21 protein-coding genes are annotated in these 24,100 nt (G+C 55.2%); 7 read left to right on the top strand and 14 right to left on the bottom strand.

All coding sequences use genetic code 11. The features are described 5' to 3' along the window. Positions 1 to 49: 49 nt before the first annotated feature. The gene (locus K6123_RS18765) at positions 50 to 1,642 is read left to right on the top strand and encodes a cation:proton antiporter family protein (protein ID WP_221800594.1); all 1,593 of its coding nucleotides are present in this window, start codon (positions 50 to 52) and stop codon (positions 1,640 to 1,642) included. A gap of 44 nt (positions 1,643 to 1,686) precedes the next feature. Here the strand turns inward: K6123_RS18765 and K6123_RS18760 are convergent, their stop codons facing one another. From K6123_RS18760 to K6123_RS18740, 5 genes are all read right to left on the bottom strand, one after another. Then, positions 1,687 to 2,238 (bottom strand): LOG family protein, encoded by a 552-nt coding sequence (locus tag K6123_RS18760; RefSeq protein ID WP_221800592.1) that lies wholly within the window; start codon positions 2,236 to 2,238, stop codon positions 1,687 to 1,689. Between the two features lie 38 nt (positions 2,239 to 2,276). Next, positions 2,277 to 2,756: a hypothetical protein gene (locus K6123_RS18755; protein ID WP_221800590.1), complete on the bottom strand. Its 480-nt coding sequence runs from the start codon at positions 2,754 to 2,756 to the stop codon at positions 2,277 to 2,279. Positions 2,757 to 2,920: 164 nt separating this feature from the next. After that, positions 2,921 to 4,300, bottom strand: coding sequence for a PhoH family protein (locus tag K6123_RS18750; RefSeq protein ID WP_221800588.1), 1,380 nt, complete (start codon positions 4,298 to 4,300; stop codon positions 2,921 to 2,923). Positions 4,301 to 4,715: 415 nt separating this feature from the next. Beyond that, on the bottom strand, positions 4,716 to 6,020 hold the full coding sequence (locus K6123_RS18745) for a methyl-accepting chemotaxis protein (RefSeq protein ID WP_246624898.1): 1,305 nt from the start codon (positions 6,018 to 6,020) through the stop codon (positions 4,716 to 4,718). Positions 6,021 to 6,189: 169 nt separating this feature from the next. Beyond that, positions 6,190 to 6,687, bottom strand: coding sequence for a PAS domain-containing protein (locus K6123_RS18740; protein ID WP_221800584.1), 498 nt, complete (start codon positions 6,685 to 6,687; stop codon positions 6,190 to 6,192). A 261-nt stretch (positions 6,688 to 6,948) separates the two neighbouring features. Here K6123_RS18740 and trxB point away from each other — a divergent pair, with 261 nt between their 5' ends. Next, positions 6,949 to 7,914, top strand: a complete 966-nt coding sequence (gene trxB / locus K6123_RS18735) for a thioredoxin-disulfide reductase (RefSeq protein WP_221800583.1) — start codon at positions 6,949 to 6,951, stop codon at positions 7,912 to 7,914. 251 nt (positions 7,915 to 8,165) lie between these two features. Here trxB and K6123_RS18730 read toward each other — a convergent pair whose 3' ends face one another. The 4 genes from K6123_RS18730 to K6123_RS18715 all read right to left on the bottom strand — a co-directional run bounded on the left by K6123_RS18730 (position 8,166) and on the right by K6123_RS18715 (position 11,971). After that, the gene (locus K6123_RS18730; RefSeq protein ID WP_221800582.1) at positions 8,166 to 9,164 is read right to left on the bottom strand and encodes an isopenicillin N synthase family dioxygenase; all 999 of its coding nucleotides are present in this window, start codon (positions 9,162 to 9,164) and stop codon (positions 8,166 to 8,168) included. Between the two features lie 128 nt (positions 9,165 to 9,292). Beyond that, the gene (locus tag K6123_RS18725; protein ID WP_246624897.1) at positions 9,293 to 10,102 is read right to left on the bottom strand and encodes an ABC transporter permease; all 810 of its coding nucleotides are present in this window, start codon (positions 10,100 to 10,102) and stop codon (positions 9,293 to 9,295) included. Beyond that, positions 10,102 to 10,953 (bottom strand): ABC transporter ATP-binding protein, encoded by an 852-nt coding sequence (locus K6123_RS18720; RefSeq protein ID WP_221800581.1) that lies wholly within the window; start codon positions 10,951 to 10,953, stop codon positions 10,102 to 10,104. The genes K6123_RS18725 and K6123_RS18720 overlap by 1 nt, the downstream gene beginning before the upstream one ends. A gap of 16 nt (positions 10,954 to 10,969) precedes the next feature. Beyond that, a complete protein-coding gene (locus K6123_RS18715; RefSeq protein WP_221800580.1) occupies positions 10,970 to 11,971 on the bottom strand; it encodes an ABC transporter substrate-binding protein in 1,002 nt (333 codons plus the stop codon). Positions 11,972 to 12,411: 440 nt separating this feature from the next. Between K6123_RS18715 and K6123_RS18710 the strand changes: the two genes are divergently transcribed. Then, on the top strand, positions 12,412 to 13,764 hold the full coding sequence (locus K6123_RS18710; RefSeq protein ID WP_221800579.1) for an amidohydrolase family protein: 1,353 nt from the start codon (positions 12,412 to 12,414) through the stop codon (positions 13,762 to 13,764). On the opposite strand, the gene K6123_RS18705 is transcribed toward K6123_RS18710, so the two are convergent. From K6123_RS18705 to K6123_RS18695, 3 genes are read right to left on the bottom strand one after another with little or no spacing between them, the layout of a single operon-like run. After that, complete coding sequence (locus K6123_RS18705; RefSeq protein ID WP_221800578.1) at positions 13,761 to 14,609, bottom strand: M48 family metallopeptidase; 849 nt, start codon at positions 14,607 to 14,609, stop codon at positions 13,761 to 13,763. The genes K6123_RS18710 and K6123_RS18705 overlap by 4 nt on opposite strands. Positions 14,610 to 14,611: 2 nt before the next feature. Beyond that, positions 14,612 to 15,073 carry a YbjQ family protein gene (locus K6123_RS18700; protein ID WP_221800577.1) on the bottom strand — a complete coding sequence of 154 codons (462 nt, stop codon included), beginning with the start codon at positions 15,071 to 15,073 and terminating at the stop codon, positions 14,612 to 14,614. Further along, positions 15,073 to 15,393, bottom strand: a complete 321-nt coding sequence (locus K6123_RS18695) for a YbjQ family protein (protein ID WP_221800576.1) — start codon at positions 15,391 to 15,393, stop codon at positions 15,073 to 15,075. Before K6123_RS18695 ends, K6123_RS18700 begins: the two co-directional genes overlap by 1 nt. Before the next feature lie 175 nt (positions 15,394 to 15,568). Between K6123_RS18695 and K6123_RS18690 the strand changes: the two genes are divergently transcribed. Genes K6123_RS18690 through K6123_RS18680 form a run of 3 tightly spaced genes read left to right on the top strand, consistent with a single transcriptional unit; the run spans position 15,569 to position 18,067 of the window. After that, positions 15,569 to 16,852, top strand: coding sequence for a hypothetical protein (locus K6123_RS18690; protein WP_221800575.1), 1,284 nt, complete (start codon positions 15,569 to 15,571; stop codon positions 16,850 to 16,852). Further along, complete coding sequence (locus K6123_RS18685) at positions 16,842 to 17,567, top strand: OmpA family protein (protein ID WP_221800574.1); 726 nt, start codon at positions 16,842 to 16,844, stop codon at positions 17,565 to 17,567. The genes K6123_RS18690 and K6123_RS18685 overlap by 11 nt, the downstream gene beginning before the upstream one ends. Continuing rightward, positions 17,564 to 18,067, top strand: coding sequence for a hypothetical protein (locus K6123_RS18680; protein WP_221800572.1), 504 nt, complete (start codon positions 17,564 to 17,566; stop codon positions 18,065 to 18,067). Before K6123_RS18685 ends, K6123_RS18680 begins: the two co-directional genes overlap by 4 nt. A gap of 86 nt (positions 18,068 to 18,153) precedes the next feature. On the opposite strand, the gene K6123_RS18675 is transcribed toward K6123_RS18680, so the two are convergent. Next, positions 18,154 to 18,747 (bottom strand): hypothetical protein, encoded by a 594-nt coding sequence (locus tag K6123_RS18675; protein WP_221800570.1) that lies wholly within the window; start codon positions 18,745 to 18,747, stop codon positions 18,154 to 18,156. Between the two features lie 260 nt (positions 18,748 to 19,007). Between K6123_RS18675 and K6123_RS18670 the strand changes: the two genes are divergently transcribed. Further along, positions 19,008 to 20,492 (top strand): aminotransferase-like domain-containing protein, encoded by a 1,485-nt coding sequence (locus K6123_RS18670; protein ID WP_221800568.1) that lies wholly within the window; start codon positions 19,008 to 19,010, stop codon positions 20,490 to 20,492. A 172-nt stretch (positions 20,493 to 20,664) separates the two neighbouring features. Here K6123_RS18670 and K6123_RS18665 read toward each other — a convergent pair whose 3' ends face one another. After that, positions 20,665 to 24,012, bottom strand: coding sequence for an EAL domain-containing protein (locus K6123_RS18665; protein ID WP_221800566.1), 3,348 nt, complete (start codon positions 24,010 to 24,012; stop codon positions 20,665 to 20,667). Positions 24,013 to 24,100: the final 88 nt, after the last annotated feature.

The following is a 24,100-nucleotide window of genomic DNA, read 5'->3' as shown; positions in this document are numbered from 1 at the left end:
GGTACCGGGATATATCCCGGAAGCAGCAGCTTGTTTTTAAGGAAGATTGATGGATTTTGTCTGGGTTCTGGTCGCTTTCCTGTGTGGCTTTGCCGTCAAACAAATTGGTATGCCGCCGCTGGTTGGCTATTTGTTGGCGGGCTTTGGCCTTAATGCGGCGGGCATGGAGCCCGACAGCAGTTTGCAAAAACTGGCCGACCTCGGCATTACCCTGATGCTGTTCACCATTGGTCTGAAACTGAATATCCGCGCGCTGCTGAAAACCGAAGTCTGGGCCACCAGTATGGTGCATACCGGCATCTGGACTTTGCTGGTTGCTGCCGGTGTGTTACTGGCTGGCTGGGTGGGTCTCAGCCAGTATCTGGAACTGCCATTGGTCACTGCCTTGCTGGTGGGCTTTGCGCTGAGTTTTTCCTCCACTGTCTGCGTCATCAAAATGCTCGAAGAGGCCTCCGAGCTAAAGGCTCGGCATGGCAAACTGGCGGTTGGTATTCTGGTGATTCAGGATATTGTGGCGGTGTTTTTCCTGGTCGCTTCTACCGGCAAGGTGCCGTCGATTATGGCGTTTGGCCTGCTCGGTTTGTGGCTGCTGAAACCGGCGCTGCATCGGCTGGTGAGCCGGGTTGGTCACGATGAACTGTTGCCACTGCTGGGCTTTTTCCTGGCGTTGGGCGGCAGTGAGTTGTTCTACCTGGTCGATATGAAAGGCGATCTGGGGGCGCTGGTGATTGGTATGCTGCTGGCATCCCATAACAAGGCGGCCGAGATCTATAAGGCGCTGATGGGCTTCAAGGATCTGTTCCTGATTGGCTTCTTCCTGTCGATTGGTTTCACCGCCTTGCCAGACTGGGATATGGTCGTGCCAGTGTTGTTGCTGACCGCCGCGCTGGTGGTCAAATTCGGGCTGTTCTTCGCCTTGCTGCTGGCGTTCAAGGTATCGGGTCGTTCGTCTTATCTGAGTGCGCTGGCGCTGACCAACTTCAGTGAATTTGGCCTGATCGTTGCCGATCTGAGTACTGAAAATGGCTGGATGAGCCAGGAATGGCTGGTGATTATTGCGGTGTCGATGTCGCTGTCGTTTATTCTCAGCTCGTTTATCTATCGCCGTGCCCACCATGTTTACGCACTGCGCAAACATTCCATTAACCGTTATGAGCGGCGAGGTTCCCACGCTCACTATGAACGGCCCAACAATGTCAGCGTGCTGATTCTGGGGATGGGCCGGGTTGGCAAGGGGGCCTATCAGGCGCTTGAGCCGGATTACGGCATTCGTATCTGTGGGGTGGAATCGGACTCTGAACGGGCAGCGTTTCTGCGCAAGCAGGGCATCAATGTGATTGCCGGTGACGCCGACGATATGGAGTTCTGGGAAAGCATGGGCTGTTCCAGCGGTGAGATCGACCTGATTATGATGGCGCTGCCGGGTCATATGGAAATGAAAAGCACGCTGGAAATGCTGCGGCTGTCTGGCTATCAGGGCAAGATTGCCGCCGTTGCCCGTTATGACGACGAACGTTCTGAGCTAATGGCCCTGGGCGTGGATGTGGTCTTCAACTATTACGCCGAAGTCGGAGCTGGTTTTGCGGCCGAAAGCCGCCATTTGCTGGAACCGGCCCCGGCGGTTCCGGCGGGCTTGTCCTGAGTTATTCGGCTTTTCCCTTTTCCTTTCCCCATCTCGTCACGCTCTCACGGCTGCTGGTGTAAAAACGCCAGCAGTTGTGCGGGTTGATCAAAGCGCTGTAACGGCTGACTGCCTGGTCGGCCGAAGTGGGCAAATCCCTGTTGTTCGATATGGCCGAGCAGATCAAAAAACGGCTGCCAGAAATTATCCACATCAAAACAGATACAGGGTTTCTGATGGTCGCCAATATTGGCCCAGCACCAGACTTCGACCAGCTCGTCGAGTGTGCCAATACCGCCGGGCAGGGCGATAAAAGCATCCGCCAGCTCAGCCATTTTGGCCTTGCGTTCGTGCATGGTTTCGACGTGAAAAATATCGCTGAGGTGCTGGTGGGTCTTTTCCCGCTGCTGCAGATTGCCGGGCATGACACCAATAACCTCACCACCGGCTGCCAATGCGGCATCGGCGACCACTCCCATCAGGCCGGAGTGGCTGCCACCGTAAACAATGGCGATGCCAGCATTGGCGAGTTGCCTGGCCAGTGCGGCGGCAGCGGTGGCGAAAGCCGGGTTCTTACCCGGCTTTGAACCACAATAAATAGCAACGCGTTTGATCATAAACAGGCCCGTTTATTGGTTCAGGCCAGCATAACGGATCAGAACAGGTTCAGCACCAGTGCGGCGGTTTCGCAGTGATCCTGTTCCTGCACGTCATTTTTCTGCTTGCTCTGTTCGGAGCGAATCCAGGCGTAACTGCTGCGTGAACCTTTGCAAATGGTCATGCCCAGCACGTTGTTGCGGGATTTGACGTACAGGTTGAGGTTCACCAGCCCACGGGTGCGGGAACGGATGTGAATTTTTTGCGGCGAAATGGTGAAGGAACGCAGGCCGTCTTTGGCAGTGATGTTCATGGCCGAGCCGACCGGCGCATTGACGAACACAGCGTCGTCGCGGATTTCAACACTGGTCCAGTTGGAATCGGTTTCAAACTCCAGCTCGTAAATCTTGTATTCGGGTTCTGGCGGCGCTTTTTCAGTTTCCTTGGGCGCGCTGGCTGCGAATACCGGTGCAGTCAACAGGCTCAGCAGCAGTGTCATAAACCAGCAGCGAACACGCAATTTTGCAGTGGTGACCATAATCAAATCCAGACAGTCCGTAGTTGAGAGTGGATTGCCGGTACGTGTACACCACGTTAAAACCCGGCTGACTGGATTCAGTATAGACAGCTGACAGGAAAGTCACGGCGACCAGAGTTATTTTCTGGTCGCCGTGTAAAGCTGAGGATTATGGAAGAATTTTCTCAGAGGTGGGTTTCGGCGTATTCGGCCAGTGCTGAACGTGGCGATCCTTCCAGATGAATGGTGCCGCCTTCGCTGAACTCCTTGAAGCGTTCGATCAGGTAGGTCAGACCGGAGCTGATGGGATTCAGATACGGCGTGTCGATCTGGGCGAGGTTACCCAGACACACCACCTTGGAACCGGCACCGGCACGGGTAACGATGGTTTTCATCTGGTGGGGCGTGAGGTTCTGGCATTCGTCGATCAGGATCAGACTGTGCTGGAAGCTGCGACCACGAATGTAGTTCAGTGATTTGAACTGCAGTGGCACTTTCTGCAGGATGTAGTCGACGCTGGAATTCTGGTGTTCATCGTCGCTGTGAAGGGCCTCCAGGTTGTCGGTGATGGCCCCCAGCCAGGGCTCCATTTTTTCGGCTTCGGTGCCGGGCAGGTAACCTATGTCTTCATCCAGCCCCTGAGTAGAGCGGGTGGCAATAATACGGCGGAACTGCTTGGTGGCGACGGTCATTTCAATCGCGGCCGCCAGTGCCAGAATGGTTTTACCGGAACCGGCCTGGCCGGACAGGGTCACCAGCGATACCGCCGGGTCGAGCAACAGATGCAGTGCCATGGCTTGTGGTAAGTCCCGTGGCTGCAGGCCCCAGGCGCTTTGCGACATCAGCTGTTCGACCGGCAAATCCTGCAGCGTGACGATGTCGCGGTCGAACGCCACAACCTTGCCGACAAAACCGGCTTCATCAACGATAAAACGATTGATATAGAGCTGCTCGGGTAAATCTGGCCGTGGAATGCGGTGATAGGTGCCGGTCGCGTCGTGGCAGGTTTCGACCTTGTTCTGGCTGTCCCAGAACGAATTGGCGTAGGTGTAATAACCGGTTTCCAGCAGTGACACGTCGGACAGCAGCTGGTCGTTGTGGTAGTCCTGTGCACCGATGCCACAGCCTCGGGCCTTCAGACGCATGTTGATGTCTTTGCTGATCAGGATGATTTCCCGGTGGGGATGTTTTTCCGCCAGCGATACCAGGCCGTTGATGATCTTGTTGTCGTTGAGGTCGAGGGAGAGTGTGCGGTTGCGGCTGTCGAGGCCGTCGAGCAGGATTGAGAAACTGCCGTGGGTGGAGCCATCTGGACGTTCGATGGGCACGCCCTTGGCTACTTCCATTGGGCTGGCATCGCCAATGATGCGGTCAATTTGCCGGATTGCCTCGCGGCAGTCGGTGGCAACTGAAGCCTTGCCCATTTTCAGCTTGTCGAGTTCTTCCAGCACCGTCATGGGGACCACGACCTGATGCTCTTCGAACTGGTGAATCGAGCCCGGGTCGTGGATCAACACGTTGGTATCCAGCACATACATTTTGGTGTTGGTTTTGCGTGCAGCCATATAGACATTCTCCTGATTGCAGTTCCTTTGAAACAAACGCAAACGTGATCCGCAGCGCGGTTGCCCTTGCTGCTGGTTCCTGATGTGGGAGCGGGTGTTGCCGAAAAGCACTAGCGATTTGTGACGCACTGTTGGTGAGGCGCTGCTGAGACAGAGCCTGTGGACATGCTCTTGCTGTGGGTCCTTTAAGTGAGTAGGTGGATGAGAGTGGGGGTTGCTGAAAAGCGGTAGAAGCCTGCGAGGCGCTGGTAAGACAGAGCCCCTGGGGATACGGCAGAAACAGGGTGTGGCGAAGGCTATTAACAGGCCGCCGCACCCGTGCAAGTGGGTAGACTGGCAATGTCTCCCTCCCTCCGTGGGTGAGGCTTCACTATCTACTCAAATGCGGTGCTTGCCAAGCCTTGCGAGTGAATTGTCAGAACAGTTCAATATCATTGCTGGCGGTGGTGCTGGCGCCTTCAAAACGCAGTTTTTCGTCGGTCAATTGATCGATCAGGGAAATCAGCTGCTCGCTCAGCGTTTCAATACGAGCAAATCCCTGCCGCAGCTGTTCATGGGCATTGGCATCATGGTGCCAATCCTTGTGCTGGGCGATATTGAGAACCTGAGACATCTGCTGGTGGATTTCAGCATGCAATGGGTCAATGGCTTTGTAAGATGGCAGGTGGCTGAAATATTGTTGACCGATGCCATAGTGGTACCACTGGCCGAAGCGACAATCGCGATCACTGCAATCGACAGTGCTCCAGGCAGCAGACCCCGGACCAGCCTCGATCGCCTGATAGCCGTATTGCACAAAAATCATATGATCGACCTTGACCAATGAGGCAAAGCTGACGACTTCGGAATAGCTGATTTGTTGATAGGTGCGTTGGGCAATGTGTGCCAGCTCACTGAATGATTGCTCAAAGTTCAGCGTTGAGTCTTTTACAGATGATGTCGATTGCACCAGTTGGGTAGCCGCATCAGAAATCTGGCTGGCAGAGCGCTGAAAGTTTTTCATCAGGTCAGTGATGTTTGATGTTGCCGAGCGGGTATTGGCGGCCAGCGATCGGACTTCGTCAGCGACCACTGCAAAGCCACGGCCAGCCTCGCCAGCTCTGGCGGCTTCAATCGCTGCGTTGAGCGCCAGCAAATTGGTTTGGTCGGCGATGGAGTCAATCTGGGAGAGCACCTTGCTGATCTGGCCGGAGTGCTTTTGTAGTTCAAGCGCGGTGGCATGCATGGAGCCTGATCGTTCGAACTGCTCCTGCAGGTCATGTACGACCAGCCGAATCTTTTCCAGAGCGTCGGTAGACAGGTTGACGCCAATCGAGGACGAGTCTTCGATTTCACTCATCTCATCAGCGACCTTGCGCAGGTCATCCTGATTGCGGCCAAGGTTCTTTAACAAGCCCGCCGTTTTGGTCTTGCTGACGTTACGATCAACCTCCTGAAAATTGGCCAGTACATTGGCGCGCTCAATCGCTTTGAAGGCTTCGGCAATGTTGTTGAGAGAATGCTTCAGTTGGCCGTTGAGGCCCTGGCTGACTGGCCGGCGATAGAATTTTTCCTGACTGGCTGCCTTGAACGACGATTCAACTTCCCGGATGTAGGTTTCCACCTGATCCAGAAAGGAATTCAGATTTTGCGCCATGGTTTCCATGTTGCTGTCAGCATGCTGAAAAATCAGTCGTGGCTGCAGGTCGCCGGTGACAATGGTTTGCAGCAGTTGATGCATTTGTCGGCGTTGCTTTTGTAAAAAAAGCGCCTGGCAGTAACGCATCAGGCTCATGGCAAGTAACAGAAATATCGACGCGGCAATGGAGGCCGTTGAAGCATGATCCAGATAAAGGATAGCGATACTGGTGGCCCAGCCCGCCTGGTTGAGAATGTTAAACGTCCTCGGCTTACAGCGAGAGTATAAATTCTGCATAGCTCTCGTGCTCCCTGCTGAACATCTGCTGCATAAGTTGAATGGATGTGGCGGCTTGCTGTTCCCGGTTCATGCGCGATTCAACAGCCAGCATGCGGCTGTATAAGGGTTCAATGATATTCAATGCTGTACGTTTGGGTTGGCGCCGGACAGAAATGTAGCCAATACATTCGCGATTGCTCATGACCGGGGCAACGTTGGCGAGCGTCCAGTAATAGTCGCCGTCCTTGCGACGGTTTTTGATGTAGCCAAAAAACTCCTCCTCTCGCTTCAGATGTTCCCACATCAACTGGAACACGCCTCGTGGCATATCCTCATGGCGAATCAGGTTGTGCGGTTGACCAAGCAGTTCATCCAGCGTGTAGCAGGAGTAGTTACAAAATTCTGCGTTCGCATAGGTGATCAGGCTCTGGAGGTCGGTTTTTGAAACGATGAGATCATTTTCCGACAGTGACACTTCATTTCCTGGCAAGGTCAGTCTCCCTGGCGCTGGCGAACGATGGTTATTTATGGATGTAAAAAAGTATAGGTAAGATCAGGGTTTTCGCCTTTTGGGGAGTTTTATTAAGGATGGCAGCCTGATAAGGCATTTCGTTATATCCAAACGATTGGTTTTGTTGGTTGAAACCTGGTGAGCTGCCTATATATAGTCTCCCCCCTTGTAAATCAGTCAGGGGGCTGCGGTTTTTCCACCACAGCGCCGGATCGGCTTAGATCATTTCAGGAGAAGGTAATGAGTGAACCACGCCACGTTAAATTGTTGATTCTGGGCTCTGGCCCGGCGGGCTACACCGCAGCGGTTTATGCTGCCCGCGCCAACCTTAATCCTGTGATGATTACCGGCATGCAGATGGGTGGTCAGCTGACCACCACCACCGAAGTGGACAACTGGCCAGGCGACACCATGGGTGTGCAGGGTCCTGAGTTGATGGAGCGCATGAAGGCCCACGCAGAGCGTTTCGAAACCGAAATTATTTTTGACCAGATCAACGAAGTGAAACTGGATCAGCGTCCTTTCTACCTGAAAGGCGACACTGGCGCCTACACCTGTGACGCGCTGATCATCTGTACTGGCGCCAGCGCCAAGTATCTGGGCATGGAAAGTGAAGAAGCTTTCAAGGGCAAGGGCGTATCTGCCTGTGCAACCTGTGATGGTTTCTTCTATCGCAAGAAGCCAGTAGCAGTAATCGGTGGTGGTAACACGGCGGTTGAAGAAGCCCTGTACCTGTCTAACATCGCCTCTGAGGTGGTGGTGGTACACCGTCGTGACGGTTTCCGTTCCGAGAAAATCCTGGCCGACAAGTTGCTCGACAAGGCCGCCAACGGCAACGTCACCATCAAGTGGAACAGCGAGCTGGACGAAGTGCTGGGCGACGACATGGGCGTTACCGGCATGCGCATCAAAAATCGTGAAACCGGCGAAACCGAAAACATCCTGGTTGACGGTATTTTTGTGGCCATTGGTCACCAGCCAAACACTGGCATTTTTGAAGGCCAGCTGGAAATGGAAAACGGCTACCTGAAGGTTCAGACTGGTTCTCATGGCAACGCCACCCAAACCAGCATTGAAGGCGTGTTTGCGGCGGGTGACGTCTCTGACCACATCTACCGTCAGGCGATTACTTCTGCCGGAACCGGTTGTATGGCTGCGCTGGATGCCGAGCGTTACCTCGACAACCTGGAAGCTGCCAAAGGCTGATTACCCGGTTGCTGAATTGAAAAAGGCCTCTCTGTGAGGCCTTTTTTGTACTCATCAGAATTGTAGGATGTATTAGCCCGAAGGCCGTCAGGCCGGGGCGTAATACATGATCCTGTCTGCGTGGTGTAATACGCCTCCGGCTATTACACTCTACGGTGCTGGCTCTTTAATGCAGCTACAAAAACGGCCTCATCGTGAGGCCGTTTTTTGTGCACTGACATTCCCGTCAGCTGATTCGCGCTTGCCCAGACTTATTTGCTCTTTGACGGAGCAAAGTTGGCATCCAGACGCTGGCGCATGTAGTCACGCGCGGTGATGGCCGGGTATTTGCCATCCGGGCCCTGAATGATCTGGTCTTTGTTGGCCTGGCAGAAGTACGCCATGCTGAAGCGCGGGCCCTGATATTCATCGGCACGCGGCATACGTACCCGGTGCAGGGTGGATTTCAGCTTGTCGTCACTCCAGCGCATCAGCATGTCGCCGATGTTGCAGGTGATCAGTTCCAGTTTGGCCTCAACGGTGCTCCACTGCTGGGAGCCCTGAGCGTCTTTGCCCGGGCAGGCTTGCAGGCCGCCCTGACCATCACGCTGGAACACCATGGTGAAACAGTCGAAGTCGGTGTGGGCACCGGCGCGCCAGTTATCTTCGTGCTGGTCGGCCTGTTCCATTGGCAGGTAGTGCAGCAGACGCAGGGTGCTCTGGTATTCCGCACTGCTGCGGTCGTGGGCGCGAGTGAAGAAGTCGCTGTCGAAGCCGAGTTTTTCAGCGAAGCATGACAGTATGTCCATGCCCAGTTTCCAGGCGCGGTATTCGAAATCCAGAATGATACGCTGGAATTCCGGTACCTGAGTCTGATCAGGCCACAGGTCGTTCATATGAGGCATAGTCACCTGATAGCTTTCTTTCTGGTCGGCAGTACCGGTTGACGGACGTACCTGTGCCATAAATTCCCAGCCGGCATTGAGGCCTTCTTTCAGCGGGAACTGCTTTTTCACGTCATTCGGCAGGGCAAAAAAGGCTTCACTCTGGGCAAACGCTTCTTCCACCATAGCCAGCGGAATGGCGTGGTTGCTGAGCTGGAAAAAGCCCACTTCGGTGGCGGCCTGCCACAGTTGTTGCTTGATCGCTTCACGGTTGTTGTCGAAGTCGCTGAGGTCGATCACCGGAATCGCACGAGCGGTGGTTTCTTCTCCCATGCCGCCGATGGTGCTTTCAAAGTTCAGCTCTGCGAGGTTATAGGTTTGAGTCATGGTTTTCTCCAATGTATGCAGCCAGGCTGCGGTTATTGGAGCAATGCCGGGCCAAAGGCCTGCCGCTTATACTCCGTGAATCAAGGGTCTTGCTATTTCGTGAATCAAATGGTCTTGCAATCAGTTCATCAGCTGGATTTTTGCAGGCTCCAGCCAAACCAGATTTTTTGAGTCCATCGCACCGCCTTGAACAGCATCAGGCTGACAATGGAGAGGAAAAACAGTGCCGCGAAGGCCTGCGGAATCTTGAAATACGAGGTCGAGAACTGCACGAAGTAGCCCAGGCCCTGTTCCGCTGCAACAAACTCTGCGATTACTGCACCAATCACGGCCAGGGTAATCCCCACTTTGAGACCGCTGAAAATATGCGGAATGGCGTAGGGCAAACGAATCTGCCAGATCTCGCGAATGGCACCACCGCGCAATGAACGGCTCAGCTCAATCAGTTCTTCCGGTGTCGACAGCATGCCTGTGGTGGCTGATACCACCAGCGGGAAGAAGGTGATCAGACAGGTAATGGTCAAACGTGGCGCATCACCGGTGCCCATGATCACGATCAGCAGCGGCGCAATCGCAATGATCGGCGTCGACTGGATCACCACCAGGATCGGGAACAGGGTCTTGTTGAGAAACTCGGAACGCACCAGTAACACGGCCAACGGCAGACTGATCAGAATCGACAGGGCGAAGCCGGCCAGTGCGATGTACAGGGTGGCGCCCAGATGCAGCAACCAGCGTTGTGGTTCGACTGCAACAAACGCCTCTGCAATGGCGGACGGACGCGGCAGGATGAATTCGGGCACTTCAAACAGCCAGCAGACCAGTTCCCATATCGGGATCAGGGCAATCATCGCCAGTGTTGGCAGTGAATTCCGCAGCATGCTCTTGAGCCGGGTCTTCAGCATGGTGTTTTCCAGCGAGCGAGTGTTGGCAGACATCAGGCAGCTCCCTTGTGGGGTGAGACAGCTTTGCGTGGTTCATCAGTCTTTGCTGATTCACCAGTTTTCTCTTGTTCACCAGTTTTGTGAGGCGCACAGATATAGTTGCGTATGGTGCGGGTATAGGCCGCAAAGTCCGGGTGTTGCAAGGTGCTGTTGTCGCGCTGGCCTGGCAGATCGATCTCAATGTTGTCGACCAGCTCACCAGGACGACCACCCAGTACCACCACCCGGTCGCTCAGCAGTACCGCTTCGCTGATCGAGTGAGTGATAAACAGCACGGTTTTTTTCTGCTCGCGGCAAATACGCAGCAGTTCAAAACCCATTTCTTCGCGGGTCAGGGCATCCAGTGCACTGAAGGGTTCGTCGAGAATCAGGATGTCGGGTGACAACAGCAGCGCACGCACGATACCGACGCGTTGCTGCATACCACCGGACAGTTCACCCGGCATGTGCTGTTGGTAGCTGCCCAGCCCGGCCATTTCCAGTAACTGGCTGGCGCGTTGCTTATCTGCGGGCAATACCCGGCCAAACTTGTGTCGCAGGGGGAACAACACGTTATCCAGAACGTTTTTCCACGGCAGCAGGGTGGGTTTCTGGAACACGATGCCGACCTCGTCCTGGGGCTCGGTCACGGGCTTGTCAAAAATCCGTACTTCGCCTTCGGTGGGCTGGATCAGACCCGACAGCAAACGCAGCAGGGTGGATTTACCACAGCCTGAAGGGCCAACGACCGAAACGAATTCATGGCGCTGGATATTGAAATTGATCGGCGACAGGGCTCGCATACGCTGGCCATCGGCCAGCGTGTATTCATGCCCTACGTCGATAAACTCGACATAGTTTTTCATGGGGGATACGTCCGGATTACTCAGCTGCCAGTTTGGGTTCGCGGGAGATGGCTGTTTCCGGGTCAAAGGAAGCCGGATCAAGCTTCTGCGCAATCGCAGTGGACTTCCAGGTGTCGGCCAGACGCTGGTGGTCGAAGTTGCCCAGACCGGCACTGGCGCTGGCATCGTTGTAGACCAGTGAGCGGATGGAATTGATGGTGGCCACGGCTACGTCCACATCAACTTCCGGTACCTGCTTGTGCACAGCTTCAGCTGCCTGTTGTGGATGGGCCCAGGTGAATTCAACTGCACGGTTGTAGGCGCGGATAAAGCGGCGTGCAACATCCGGGCGCTGCTGCAGGAAACGTTCGGACGCAATCACGGAAGTGGCGTAGAACTTCAGACCGGCGTCGTACCATGGCATCACGGTCAGCTCTTTACCGGCCTTGGCGGCCTGGCTGCGGTATTTTTCGGCATCGGTAATCCAGGAGATCACCACATCGGTATTGCCGGTCAGCAGCATAGGTGCCAGTGAACCCGGATCGGCCTTGACCAGAGAAATGCTGTCCTGATCTACCTTGTTCAGGTCGAGCAGCAGTGGCAGGAAGATATTGGAAGAGGTAAATGGCGAGGTAGCGATTTTTTTACCAGCGACGTCACTGACGCTGTTAATGCCGTTACCCTTGACGGTAAAGAAGGCATGGGGCGCTTCACTGAAAACGGAATAGACCGCTTTCACCGGCACCTGATCATTGGCACGGGCTACCAGCAGGGCAACCAGATCAGCAAAACCGACATCGGCGCTGCCGGTAGCAATTTTGCTGATGGCGTCGGTGGAACCACGGCCCTGGGAAATTTTTACTTCGATACCTTCGTCAGCGAAATACCCCTGATCGATACCGGCATAAATAGAGGCTTTGTCGCCACCCGGTAACCAGTCGAGCTGGAAGGTGACTTTGTCAGCGGCGAGAGTGGCCTGGCTGATCAGGGCGAACGCACCTGTCAGCAGCAGGGACTTCAGGCGGAATGGTCGTTTCATGGTAGATCTCCGAAATAATCGGCAGACTACGCATGCAATCGGGTCAGCTGGGTCAATAAAGATCAGGTCAATAAAGACAGCCACCAACCACAAAAGACATGCATAAGCTTGCCTGTGATTCAGTGAGCAATGACCCAGCTTATAAATAAGCCTGACAGCTTCTACTCGTGAAGTTAGCAATCGTGTTTATTCAAACCCCGTGCCAACAAAAAACGACTTTTCTTGACCGTTTGGTTATGTTTTTGATGCCTTCTGGGGCGTACAGCAATTTTGATGATCCAAACTGATGCAGAGTGTTCGCTGGCGGGATTTTTTCTGCTGAACAGTTGAAAAGCAACAAAATAATTCCATAGGATGACAATAGTCAGGAGTAGAAGCGGTCAGGAAATTGTTCCGGGACATTGCTCTTAGAAGTGTTTTGAAACTCTCCAGGAGCCGCCATGCATTATCTGATTCGCAATTGCGCTGCGATTGCCTCCCATCCCGATTGTCACGACCTGCGTATTCGCGCTAACCGCATTGCCGAAATCGGCAACCAGCTGGAACTACTCGATGCCGAAGTGATTGACGGCAGCCAATGCGTATTGTATCCGGGCCTGGTCAACAGCCATCACCATCTGGCCCAGTCGCTGTTCAAGGCGGTACCGGCGGGTCTGAACCAGCATCTGGGCGAATGGCTCGGCTCGGTGCCTTATCAGTACTGGCCGCATATGACGCCCAACGATATGTATCTGGCGGCGACGCTGGGTCTGTATGAGCTGATGCGCTCTGGCACCACGATCTGCGCCGATCATCATTACCTCTATCACATCGCGGCAACGCCGGAAATGGAAGACGCTGTCTGGCAGGCGGCCGATGATCTTGGCATTCGTCTGGTGCTGTGTCGCGGTGGTGCCACCAACACAGGTACGCATCAGGGCCTGGCGAAGGCTGGTATCAAACCGGAAAACCTCGAACAGATGCTGACAGGGCTGCAAGCCAGTCTGGATCAGTATCATCAGCCGCAAGCGGATGCCATGCGCCGTCTGGTCGTCGCACCAACCAGCCTGGTACACACTTCACCGCCAGACGATCTGCGTCAGCTGGCTGGCTTTGCCCGCGCCAATGGCTTGCGGATGCACTCGCATTTGCTGGAAGTCGGCTTTGATGAACAGCAGTCGCAGCGGAAATATGGCATGAGTGCGGTGAACTATGCCGAGTCCGTCAACTGGCTGGGTGAGGACGTCTGGTTTGCCCATCTGGTGCAGGCCAACGAAGCGGATATTCAGACCCTGGCGGCCAGCCGCACGGGAATCGGCCATTGCCCAACTTCTAACGGTCGTTTGGGCAGTGGTATTGCCAAGGTATTGGCGATGCACAAGGCTGGCATGCAGATCTCGCTTGGGGTTGACGGCGCAGCGTCGTCTGAAAATGGTTCCATGCTGCAGGAAGCCAATCTGAGCTGGCTGCTGCAGCGGGCTGCCAATGCGTCGGTTGAGCCGGATCTGGCACAGGTACTGAGCTGGGCCAGCGCCGATGGCGCTAAACTGCTGGGCTTTGAAGACAGTGGTGAAATCGCGGTTGGAAAGCTGGCCGACCTGTGCCTGTTTGATATTTCTGCCGCTCGTTACCAGGGCATGATGTCGGCCGAGTGGGCGCCATTGTTGGGCGGTGAGCCCGTCAGCCTCAAGGCCGGATTTATCAATGGCAAGCTGCGGGTTGAAAATGGCGCGGTAGCTGGTCTGGACGTTGAAAAGCTGGCTGCCGATCTGGCTCAGGCCCGTGAAGGCCTGATTCGTCGGGCGCTGGGTTAATCGGCAGCTGGCTGCAGAGCCTGCGGCAGTGGCGTTAGTTGCTGCTGCTGTTGTTGCTCATAGGCACTGGCGGCGTTAATCGCAGCCAGTCGTTCCGACGTTAACGGATGCGTCTGGAACACTGCCTGCCAGCGTGATTCCTCATGCTGTTCTAACATCTTTTCAAAAAACTCCTCGGCACCAAGCGTGTGGCCATAATGCTGTTGCAACATGGCTAACGCCTGTTGGTCGGAATCCCGTTCCATATCCCGGCTGAACGACAGCATGGTCAAACCAGCACCCCATTGGCTGAAACCGGTTGGGTCGCCGCCGACCAGCGACAGCAGCAGGCCAAGCGTGGCTTGCTCCAGTGCCAGCGTGATCGGATGGCGCATCTGTATATGGCCGTATTCATGGGCCAATACCATCGCCAGGGCATTTTCCGACGACACGCTGCGCAATAATCCGGCCGTGACAAAGATGTGGCCGCCGATGGTTGCAAAGGCGTTGGGTTCCGGGATGTCGGGTAAATAATGCACATCGACGGGTAATGGCTGGCTTTGGGTTTGTAATAGCTGATCCATCAGTTGCTGCAAGGCCTGACTTTGCGGATCAACGGGCGTTTGACTAACAGCCGTTTCAGGCATTGAAGCCGCAGCCGGGCTGGCAGCAAACCAGTCACGTTCCCACTGATAAGGCACCAATGGCGCCAGCCAGCTGGCGCTCCATCCCAACAACAGGGCTGCCAACACCACAGTGCCAAGCAGCCCGAACGCCAGAATCAGGAAATCCTTCACCGGCGCTTGATGGGCATTATTGATTTCGTCTGGCAGTTTGGGATTGCCGGTTGGCAGTGGCGTGCCCATCTTTATGAACGAGGGTCCGCGGGCGGAATCATGGCTGTGCCATAAGCCAGCATTTCAACCGAACCCAGACCTTGCCTGGCGTTCTGGCCTATGCGGCTGGTTTCGACCCGCAGGTTCATGATCGCCGTTGCCCCGAGCACCTGAGCTTCTTCCTGCATCCGCAGAATGGCTTCACGACGGCCTCGATCGAGCAGGCTTTCATAGGCGCCAATACGACCACCGACCAGATTGCGCAAACCGGCGACCACGGTTTTGAAGTAGTCGACCGAAATCACCACCGAACCGCTGACCAGCTGGGAGTCATGATGGCGAAACTCGGTTGGCGGTACCCGGTTCGGCAACACTACCAGCTGGCGTAACAGCTCTTCGCGTTCATGGATACTGCGGTAATGGCGAGCTTCCGCCCGACGGCCAAAAATGTATCCCAGTGCCAGCAGCACCAGGAAAAAAATCAACTGTTCCATCAGCGATCCTCAACAATCACGGCGCTGCCATAAACAAACAGCTCAGATGCACCTGCGGCAATTGAAGAGGTTGAAAAACGGACGTTGAGAATCGCGTTGGCACCGAGGGTTTTGGCTTGCTGCTCCATCCGCTGCATGGCTTCATCGCGGGATTCGGACAGCAGTTCGGTGTAGCCGCGCAGTTCGCCACCAAAGATATTTTTGAGGCTGGCCATCAGGTCTTTACCGGCGTGCTTGGCGCGTACGGTGCTGCCTTGTACCAGTCCCAGATGCTGGGTGATGCGTTTGCCTGGCACCACTTCCATATTGCTGATCAGCATGTTTGCTCCTTGCTTTATTCAATAGACGTTAGTCTTGTCATCATTCCGTCAGTCTCTATGTTTGGCAAGAATTAAAGCCGTCATTGATGACGCTTGGTAAGCCCAAGGGGGAAAGGCGCAAAAAAGTCAGCATGGACTAGACTCATACAAAATCACTGATTGTATGAGTTGCTTCATGATGGAATCCCTGTCCGGCTGGACGCTGGTGTTAATGGCCGTGATCGCAGTACTGACGGCGTTTTTTCACCTCTATCGGTTCAGTGCACGTACGCTCGATGTTGGCCCCAATATCCTCACCTCGCTGGGTATTTTCGGCACCTTTCTGGGGGTAGCACTGGGGTTGTCGGAGTTCGACACCTCGGATATCCAGGCCAGTGTACCGACCTTGATGGAAGGTCTGAAAACCGCCTTCTGGTCGTCAATTGTGGGCCTGTTTGGCGCGCTGACTATCAAGGTGCGTGGTGCGATTGGCCAGCTTACGGCCGTAGCGGCCAAACAGCAGGGGGCGACCATTGCTGACCTGCTGGCGGCGCTCGACAAGATTCGGCTATCGGTTTCGGAAACCAACCAGTTGGCGCGCGACAGCAATCCGGTTGCCGCGCTGCACGCATTGCAAACTGCACTGGCCAGCCAGAGTGATCGCCAGCATCAGGCGCTGATGGGCGAACTAGAGCAAATCAATCACTCGTTAGAGAACTATCAGGAACGTATGGCAGAGGCTAACGCCCGTGCGTTGGTCGAAGCCATTGAGATGGTAATGACCGAGTTCAACACCAAGATCAACGAACAGTACGGCGATAACTTCAAACGTCTGAACGAATCGGTCATTTCGATGCTGGAGTGGCAAAAGAGCTACAAGGGCCAGATTACCGAGCTGATCAACGAGCAGCAGCGCGGTGCCGAATCGATGAAAGTCGCCTGCGATGCCTTTGAATATATGGTTCGCCATGCCAATGCCTTCAACGGTATTTCGGCTTCGCTGGAAGAACTGCTGTCGGCGATGGAAACCCAGCGTGACAGTTTGCAACAGCAGCTCGGCAGCCTGGCTGGTTTGATCAGCAGCGCAGCTGATGGTTTGCCGCAGCTGGAGCAACGGGTTTTGAGCCTCACCCAGGGCATGGCAACAGCGGTGGAGCAACAGCAAAACTGGCTCAGTACGGAATTGAGCGAGTCGCAGCTGAACCTGCAACAGCAGTGGCAGCAACAGCTGGCCGTGACCCAGGAGCAGATTCAGAACCAGCAACAGCAAAGCCTCTATCAGTTGCAGAAACTGGGCGAGCGGGTCGAGCGTCAGTTTGTGGTGCTGGACGAAAGCCTCGAAGCCGAGCTGAACAAGGCACTGAAGTCGCTGGGTATTCAGCTCAGCGCGCTGTCGGAGAAGTTTGTCTCTGACTACGGCCCGTTGACCGACAAACTGCAACGGCTGGTGCAGGCGGCGGAGCGTGTGAATGAGCAATGAAGCCGAACTGCTGGGCAGCGACAGCAAACCGGAAGGCGAAGCACACTGGTTGTCGGTAGCCGACCTGATGGCTGGCTTGATGATGGTGTTTATGCTGGTGTCGATGGTGTTCATGGTCAACGTCGAAACCGAGCGCAACAAGGTGCGTGACGTGGCGATTCTGTACGATCAGTTGCGTATTCGGCTCTACAACGACCTGCTGACCGAATTTCAGGCGGATATGCAGCGCTGGGGAGCGGAGCTCGACAAGGATCTGGCGTTTCGTTTCAACAACACCGATGTGTTGTTCGACAAGGGGGACGCTGATCTCAAGCCTGAGTTTGAACAGGTGTTAGCTGATTTCTTCCCGCGTTATATCCGTATTATTACTGGCGATCCGTACCGCAATGACATTCTTGAAGTGCGTATCGAAGGTCATACCTCATCGGGCTGGACCGGTGCCAGAACGGCGGATGAAGCCTATATCCGTAACATGGCGCTGTCGCAGCAGCGGACCCGTTCAACGCTGGGTTTTGTGCTCGGGCTGGACGCCATGCAGGATGACAAGAGCTGGCTCAAAACCCACCTGACAGCCAACGGTCTGTCGTCTGCCAAGGTGCTGCGTGACAGCAGTGGCAACGAACTGCCGGAACCCTCGCAGCGGGTGGAATTCCGTGTACGTACCGACGCTGAAGGCCGCATTGCCACCATTCTGGAGCGGATGAACGGCTCATGAAACTGATTGATTTCAGCAATGATCTGGTGTGGCAACAGTTGCGACAGTCAATGGGCGCTACCGACGATGGCGCGTTCGACCTGTACGACCCGCTGCGTCATCTCAGTCATCAGGAACTACGCCAGTTGGCCAGTAGTGGCATAGCGCTGGCGGCGAGTCAGTTATTGGTCCTGAAAGACCGCACGCTGGCGTTAAAGAACCGTCGTATCTGGTTATTGCGAGAGGATGGCAACGGCGCGGGCCAGTGGCATGTCGCCGCCTGTGATCAGGTTAATCAGTGGCGTCATTCGAATCAGCTGGTCAGAGTCAGTACGGTGACGGCCATGCCGCCATTGAAGGATGGCGAAGCACCGAAAATCTGTATGGCTTGCCTGGCTGAGGTCGGTTATCAGGGCATCGACAGTCGCAGGATTCGGCGGGTGGATTTTGCCGAGCAGGTCAGCCGCGAGTTCCGGTTGGAGGCGTTTTTCCGGGAATTTCCCCAGCAGTGGGGAGAATAACAGGCTGTTGATATCGCAGATTGGGCAAGGCATGTTTGCCCCTGCGCACAGGTTTCTGATACGCAGGGGCTGGACAGGTTTGGCCGCTAACGAGCAGTCAACCGACGGTTAGCGTTCCACAGCTGATACCAGAACAGCACCAGACCAACGGCGGCGATGGCGATACCAGCCAGCGCCAATGGATCGCTGGCAAGGCTGGTTTCATGGCCGAGCGACTGGCCAAACAGCAGCGCACTGGCTGGAGCAGCAATCAACAGATTCCAGGCCACCATGGCGACAGTGCTGCGGAACAGCAGCAGTTGGGCACCCAACTGACGGCTGATCGCCAGGGCGGTCACGGCGACCAGCGCCCAGCCAATGGATAAACCGGTGATCGCCAGTACCGTTGCCAGCGGCAGCAATAAACCACCGAGCAAGGCACTGATGGTCAGCCATGGCCAGTTGACCGCCGCCGGAAATTCCCAGCCGTTGATCGACATCCACAACAGCGCGATCACAGCGGCCAGGGTGGCCGAGCCAAAGGCCAGTGAGGTCGGTGAATAACCGTCCAGCGCCAGCCAGCCGCCAATCGCCATCACACCAATACTCGCTGCCAGGCGGACCATGCCATTCAGCTTACGGTGTTTCAGACCGTTAAACTGGTTTTGCCGGGACAATGATGTAAGCAGTGAATCTGTCATGGTGCCCTCCTTGATGAGCAGCGATGGGGATTTGTCATAACAGAATGCCTGTCAGCCGTGATTCTGATTAGCCGCAGATCACCAGCGAATAGGCAGTACAGATGCGGCGTAACAGTTACTGAGCTGGTCAAAAACACGAAAACTGTACTGGTTGGCCAGAATGGGCGCAGAGTATGCTTGTTGATACTCTACCTTGTAGTGTCAGGAGCCCCTGTCAGTTATTTCGCCCTCTAATAGAAGGAACCCGGAAGGAAATCATCATGTTGGAACGTACACTGGAAAAGCCGCTTTACCTGCAACTGGCCGACGGTCTCGCCGCTGATATTCAGACAGGCGTCTACCCGGTAGGCCATAAGCTACCCAGTGTGCGCAAGATGAGTAATCTGAAGGGCATTAGTATTTCCACCGTGTCGCAGGCTTATGCCTGGCTGGAAGATCAGGGCTGGCTGCGCGCCAAACCACAGTCGGGCTATTACGTTCGATCCAGTACTGCAGGTGGCGAGGAGCCAAGATTGCCAGTGTCCCAGCCGGAAGAAACACCGGCAGAAGTCACCAAGGCAGATCTGATTACCGGCTTGCTGGAAGAAATCAAACTGCCCAGCATGGTGAATCTGGGGGCCACCGTTGGTGACGCCAGCCTGATGCCACACCGGCAGCTGCAACAGCACTTCCAGAAGGTCAGCCGTTATCAGATGCACGAAACCCTGGCGTATCAGTTTTCGCCCGGCTATATGCCGTTGCGTCAACAGCTGGCGGTGCGGATGCGGGACACCGGCGTGCATTGCAGCGCCAGTGAAATCGTTGTTACCCACGGTTGTGTCGAAGCCCTGACCCTGTGTTTGCGGGCAGCGACCGAACCTGGTGATCTGATCGCCGTGGAATCCCCCTGTTATTACGGCTTTTTACAGCTGGCTGATTTGCTGGGCCTGAAGGTGCTGGAGATTCCGACCGACCCACAAACCGGTATCAGTGTTGAAGCACTGGAACTGGCGTTGACCCAGTGGCCGATCAAGCTGGTACTGCTGACCGCACGTTTTTCCAACCCACACGGTTCGGTGATTCCGGTCGCCCGGCAGAAACAGCTGGTGAAGCTGGCACGCCGTCATGACATTGATTTACTGGAAGACGATATCTATGGTGAATTGGCTTTTATCGGCCCCAAAGGCGGTGATTCCACCACGGCTGATGGGGCTCACTCGTCGCTGAAATCCTGGGATACCGACGGCCGGGTGATGTACTGCAGCTCGTTCTCGAAAACCCTGTCACCGGGGTTGCGGCTTGGTTGGTGCCTGCCTGGACGTCACTTCCGGCAGGTAGTGAAAGAGCAAACCTTCACGACTTTCTCGGCCTGTACCATCTCGCAGTTCGCGGTGCACTCCTACTTGCAGAACGGCCACTACGACCGTCATCTGCGTAAGTTGCGGCAGACGATTACCGATAATTTTAATCGCTTCAAACAGGAGATCCGCCGTTTCTTCCCCGAGGACACGCTGATTTCCTGCCCCAACGGCGGTTATTGTTTGTGGATTCAGCTGCCGGATGGCGTCGATTCTGCCCAGCTCTATCATCTGGCGCGGGAACGGTCGATCGCGATTGTACCGGGAACCCTGTTCTCCAACAGCGACCGCTTTGACCAATACATTCGCCTGAACATTGCGGTGCCCTGGAGTGACAAACTGGAGCAGGCGATGAAAACGCTGGGACAGCTGGTGGCACAGCTGGCCAAGCAGCGGCTGAATAGCTGATGCAGGGTGGGAAATGATCAAGCTGGTAGCTGGAGAGTGGGCGTTTCGCCCACTTGCAGGCGAGACGCCTGCGCTCCGGCCTGGTGAGTGAGCAGTTCGTCAGGCGTCATCGAGAAATTCATTGTTGTATGGGTCCTGAAGCAAGTTCAGGACGACGGTGTATTCAGACGCTCTAAAATCCGCTGTCGAGTTTGGGTTTACTGAACACAAAGGCTGCGAAATCTTCGGCGGTCAGCGGCTTGCTGTAATGGAAGCCTTGCAACTGTTTGCAGCCACTGTTTTTCAGCAGTTGCAGCTGTTCCGGGGTTTCCACGCCCTCGGCAATGGAGGTCATGCCCAGTGTATCGGCAATCTGGCTGATCGCTTGCACAATCGCCTGATCATCTCGGCTGCTTTCCAGATCCCGAATAAACGACTGGTCGATTTTCAGCTTGTCGACATCAAAGCGCTTCAGGTAACTCATGCTCGAATAGCCGGTACCGAAGTCATCAATGGCCAGATGAAAACCGGCTTCTTTCAATTCGGTCATGGTTTGCATGGCACCTTCAGGGTCCGCCAGCGCCACAACTTCGGTTAATTCCACCTCGATATGACGTGGTTCTATACCTTCCTCACTGAGCACTCGCAGCAGGCTGTCACGCAAGCCGGGGCGAGAGAACTGCACCGCCGAAATATTCACCGCCAGCACCAGCTCTGGCATGCCCTGTTGTTGCCATATCTTTAGCTGTCGGCAGGCAGTACGTAAGACCCAGTCGGTGATCGGTAGAATCAGGCCGTTGGTTTCTGCCAGTGGAATAAACTCCGCTGGTGAGATCAGTCCCATTTCCGGGTGCTGCCAGCGTAACAAGACCTCAGCGCCGACCAGTTTGCCGGTTTTCAGATTGGCCTGTGGCTGGTAGGTCAGATACAGCTGGTCGCGTTCACGGGCGTGTTTGAGGGCATTGGCCAGATACAGGCTGCGGCTGGCCTGGGCATGCATATCCGGCGAGAAGAACCGATAGGTGTTTTTGCCGTTCTGCTTGGCCTGATACATGGCCGCTTCAGCACACATCATCAGGGCCTCAAGGGTCTGGCCGTCGTCCGGGTAGAGCGCGATACCAGCGGAAGCGGTAACGTTCAGTTCAATGTCATTCATCCAAACCGGCTGGTCGATGCCTTGCAGCAGCTCGATGGCCCGGCTACCCGCTTTGTGGTGGTCAGCACAGTTCAACAGCACAATAAAGTTATCGCCGGAAAGACGGGCAATTGAGTCGCGTGAGCCCATTTGATGGGCCAGCCGACTGGCGACTTTCTGGAGCAGAAAATCACCCGCGCTGTGGCCGAGGCTGTCGTTGATTTCCTTGAAGTTATCGATGTCGATACTCACCAGCGCCAGCGCTTCGTTGTACTGGCGCGAGTGATCAACTACAATCAGGAAGCGCTCTTCCAGTAATAAACGATTCGGCAGTTCGGTCAGCTGGTCGTAGTGCGACAGCTGCTGAATACGGTTGGCAGCCTGCTGCTCATTGGTGAGATCTTCGCCGTGGGAGATGTAATTCACCAGATCGCGGGCGCTGTTATAGACCGGGTAAACGGTCAGACGCTCGTTGTAAACCGAGCCATCCTTGCGGCGGTTGCTGAGTTCGCCGCTCCAGCTTTCCCCTTGTTTCAGATGCTGCCACAAATCCTGATAGACGTTGTCGAGCTCCAGTCCGGAGCGCAGCATGCCCGGCGTTTTGCCAATCACTTCGTCCAGCTGGTAACCGGTTGATTTCTCGAAAGCCGCGTTGACGTACTGAATGCGTCCCTGTACATCGCTGATGATCACCGAATGCGGCCCCTGGGCAATCGCGAACGACAGGGTTTCGATATGGCCTTGCATCCGGCGCGCCTGTAGCTGACGCCAGATGGCTTCGACCAGAATCTGCAAGTCTTCGCGGTCGCGCTGGTCGTAGGGTAGTTCCTTATTGAGGGCGCAAACCCGCATGTAAACCTGCTGGTTTTCAATCAGGGGAACGCAGATCAAGCGGGTGACTTCGCGTGACAACACACTTTCACCTAACGCCTGGCGGATCTCGGTCAAGCTGTTGCCAATAAAGGGCTCATTGATAGCGGTGGGCCAGTCTGGCATTTCACCGGGACAGCTGCCCAGCGTCGAGACAAAGCGGCGATCACCATCGGTGATTTGCAGGCAAACCGCTTCGCTGCCGGTCAGAAACTGGATCTGTTCACAACAAAACTGCAGGAAATGATCTTCTCGCTGGTGCTGGGCCTTTTGACTCAGGCTCAGCAAAATCATGTTCAGACGGGCTTCGTAGGCGAGGTCCTGCTGATGCTGCACCATACTGGTTTCGTCGCGCAACAACAGCAGAAACTGCTCCTGATCGTCGTTGCAGTCATAGCTCAGACGAGACACGGTAACGGCAAAGTGGCAGCTCAGCTCACCCAGCTCAACCTGAATCAGATGGCCTTGTGAAACACCGTATTCACGCGCCTCTGACATGGCGTTGGAAATGACCCGGATGGCACTGGTCGGCAGGGCTTCAACCGGTCCATGTTCACGAATCATCCGGGCCAGCGGGTGGTGTTCTTTTTCCGGGCCAGCATGGAAATACAACAGGTTGCCACTGGCATCCAGCTCACACAGCAAGTCTGGCAGCGCCTGAACCGTACTGCGCCATTTCTGCTCGGACTCAAACAAATGACGATAGGGGCGGGTCACGGTATCGACAAACAGCGCCTGATACAGCACCCAATAGGCAATGATCTTGAACAGATGACCCAGCAGGTTATAGAGGTCGGTGACGTTGCTGTAGAGGGTAAAAAAGTGCTCCGACAGCGCCATGATTACCGCGGCGGAAAACAGCCGAATGGCAATACTGTCCTGATATTCCGACCGTTGTGCCTGCAGGTAAAACAGCCAGGCTGAGGCCAGATACAACAGCATCAGGCCATATTCCGCAACCCGCTTGAGCGTGGTCAGCCCCTGTTCCGGGACAAAGACCGCAGGCAGCCATTGCGAGTGAAACAGCACCAGCCAGCCGGACAAACCGGTGAGGCCAATCACCGCCACCATCAACCCTCTGGCAGGCAAGCTGGATGAACGCAGCGACAGCAGCGGAATCGCTGCCATGCCCAACAGACCCAGACCGGCCATAGCTCTGGCCATCAGCCAGAAATAAATCGCTTTTTCAGCACCCGAGTGAGTAACAAAGTCTGGCATCCCGGCGTAGGAAATCACATGCAGGAAATCCAGAGCACCAACGCCCAGAAACAACACTGAAATCCAGCGTACCGCCGGGCTGCGCTGAAAATGGCGGGTATTCCAGCCAATCGCATAAATCATCAGCGCTACGGTTACCGCAAGGGTTTCCAGCAGCGTGTGCAGCGGCAAATAATTACTCAGGCCGTTACTGGCTTTCAGCACCGGCAACGCCACGGAAGCACCGGTGATCAGTACCAGCACGCCCAACAGCCACAAATGCTGGCGAAACAAACCTGAGTGGCTGACGGATGGTTGATAAAAGCCCTGCTTGTTCACAACACAATCTTCCCTGAAATTCCCGGCTTAAGGCCAGGTGATAGCCTCGATATTAGGATTGCTGAGGCTGAAAATACACTGCTTGTGA

This window comes from Oceanobacter mangrovi, assembly GCF_019740315.1.
GTDB classification, from domain to species: domain Bacteria; phylum Pseudomonadota; class Gammaproteobacteria; order Pseudomonadales; family Oceanobacteraceae; genus Oceanobacter; species Oceanobacter mangrovi.
The sequence above is the reverse complement of the archived record's forward strand: the minus strand, read 5'-3'. Positions and strand labels throughout refer to the sequence as shown.

Bases quoted from the DNA above. Each gene is read 5' to 3' on its own strand.
- trxB (WP_221800583.1), top strand. From the start codon at position 6,949: ATGAGTGAACCACGCCACGTTAAATTGTTGATTCTGGGCTCTGGCCCG.
- K6123_RS18760 (WP_221800592.1), bottom strand. From the start codon at position 2,238: ATGATCAAACGCGTTGCTATTTATTGTGGTTCAAAGCCGGGTAAGAAC.
- K6123_RS18755 (WP_221800590.1), bottom strand. From the start codon at position 2,756: ATGGTCACCACTGCAAAATTGCGTGTTCGCTGCTGGTTTATGACACTG.
- K6123_RS18705 (WP_221800578.1), bottom strand. From the start codon at position 14,609: ATGGGCACGCCACTGCCAACCGGCAATCCCAAACTGCCAGACGAAATC.
- K6123_RS18750 (WP_221800588.1), bottom strand. From the start codon at position 4,300: ATGGCTGCACGCAAAACCAACACCAAAATGTATGTGCTGGATACCAAC.
- K6123_RS18675 (WP_221800570.1), bottom strand. From the start codon at position 18,747: ATGACAGATTCACTGCTTACATCATTGTCCCGGCAAAACCAGTTTAAC.
- K6123_RS18695 (WP_221800576.1), bottom strand. From the start codon at position 15,393: ATGCTGATCAGCAATATGGAAGTGGTGCCAGGCAAACGCATCACCCAG.
- K6123_RS18670 (WP_221800568.1), top strand. From the start codon at position 19,008: ATGTTGGAACGTACACTGGAAAAGCCGCTTTACCTGCAACTGGCCGAC.
- K6123_RS18730 (WP_221800582.1), bottom strand. From the start codon at position 9,164: ATGACTCAAACCTATAACCTCGCAGAGCTGAACTTTGAAAGCACCATC.
- K6123_RS18765 (WP_221800594.1), top strand. From the start codon at position 50: ATGGATTTTGTCTGGGTTCTGGTCGCTTTCCTGTGTGGCTTTGCCGTC.
- K6123_RS18745 (WP_246624898.1), bottom strand. From the start codon at position 6,020: ATGCATCAACTGCTGCAAACCATTGTCACCGGCGACCTGCAGCCACGA.
- K6123_RS18720 (WP_221800581.1), bottom strand. From the start codon at position 10,953: ATGAAAAACTATGTCGAGTTTATCGACGTAGGGCATGAATACACGCTG.
- K6123_RS18690 (WP_221800575.1), top strand. From the start codon at position 15,569: ATGATGGAATCCCTGTCCGGCTGGACGCTGGTGTTAATGGCCGTGATC.
- K6123_RS18685 (WP_221800574.1), top strand. From the start codon at position 16,842: ATGAGCAATGAAGCCGAACTGCTGGGCAGCGACAGCAAACCGGAAGGC.
- K6123_RS18710 (WP_221800579.1), top strand. From the start codon at position 12,412: ATGCATTATCTGATTCGCAATTGCGCTGCGATTGCCTCCCATCCCGAT.
- K6123_RS18700 (WP_221800577.1), bottom strand. From the start codon at position 15,073: ATGGAACAGTTGATTTTTTTCCTGGTGCTGCTGGCACTGGGATACATT.
- K6123_RS18715 (WP_221800580.1), bottom strand. From the start codon at position 11,971: ATGAAACGACCATTCCGCCTGAAGTCCCTGCTGCTGACAGGTGCGTTC.
- K6123_RS18725 (WP_246624897.1), bottom strand. From the start codon at position 10,102: ATGTCTGCCAACACTCGCTCGCTGGAAAACACCATGCTGAAGACCCGG.
- K6123_RS18680 (WP_221800572.1), top strand. From the start codon at position 17,564: ATGAAACTGATTGATTTCAGCAATGATCTGGTGTGGCAACAGTTGCGA.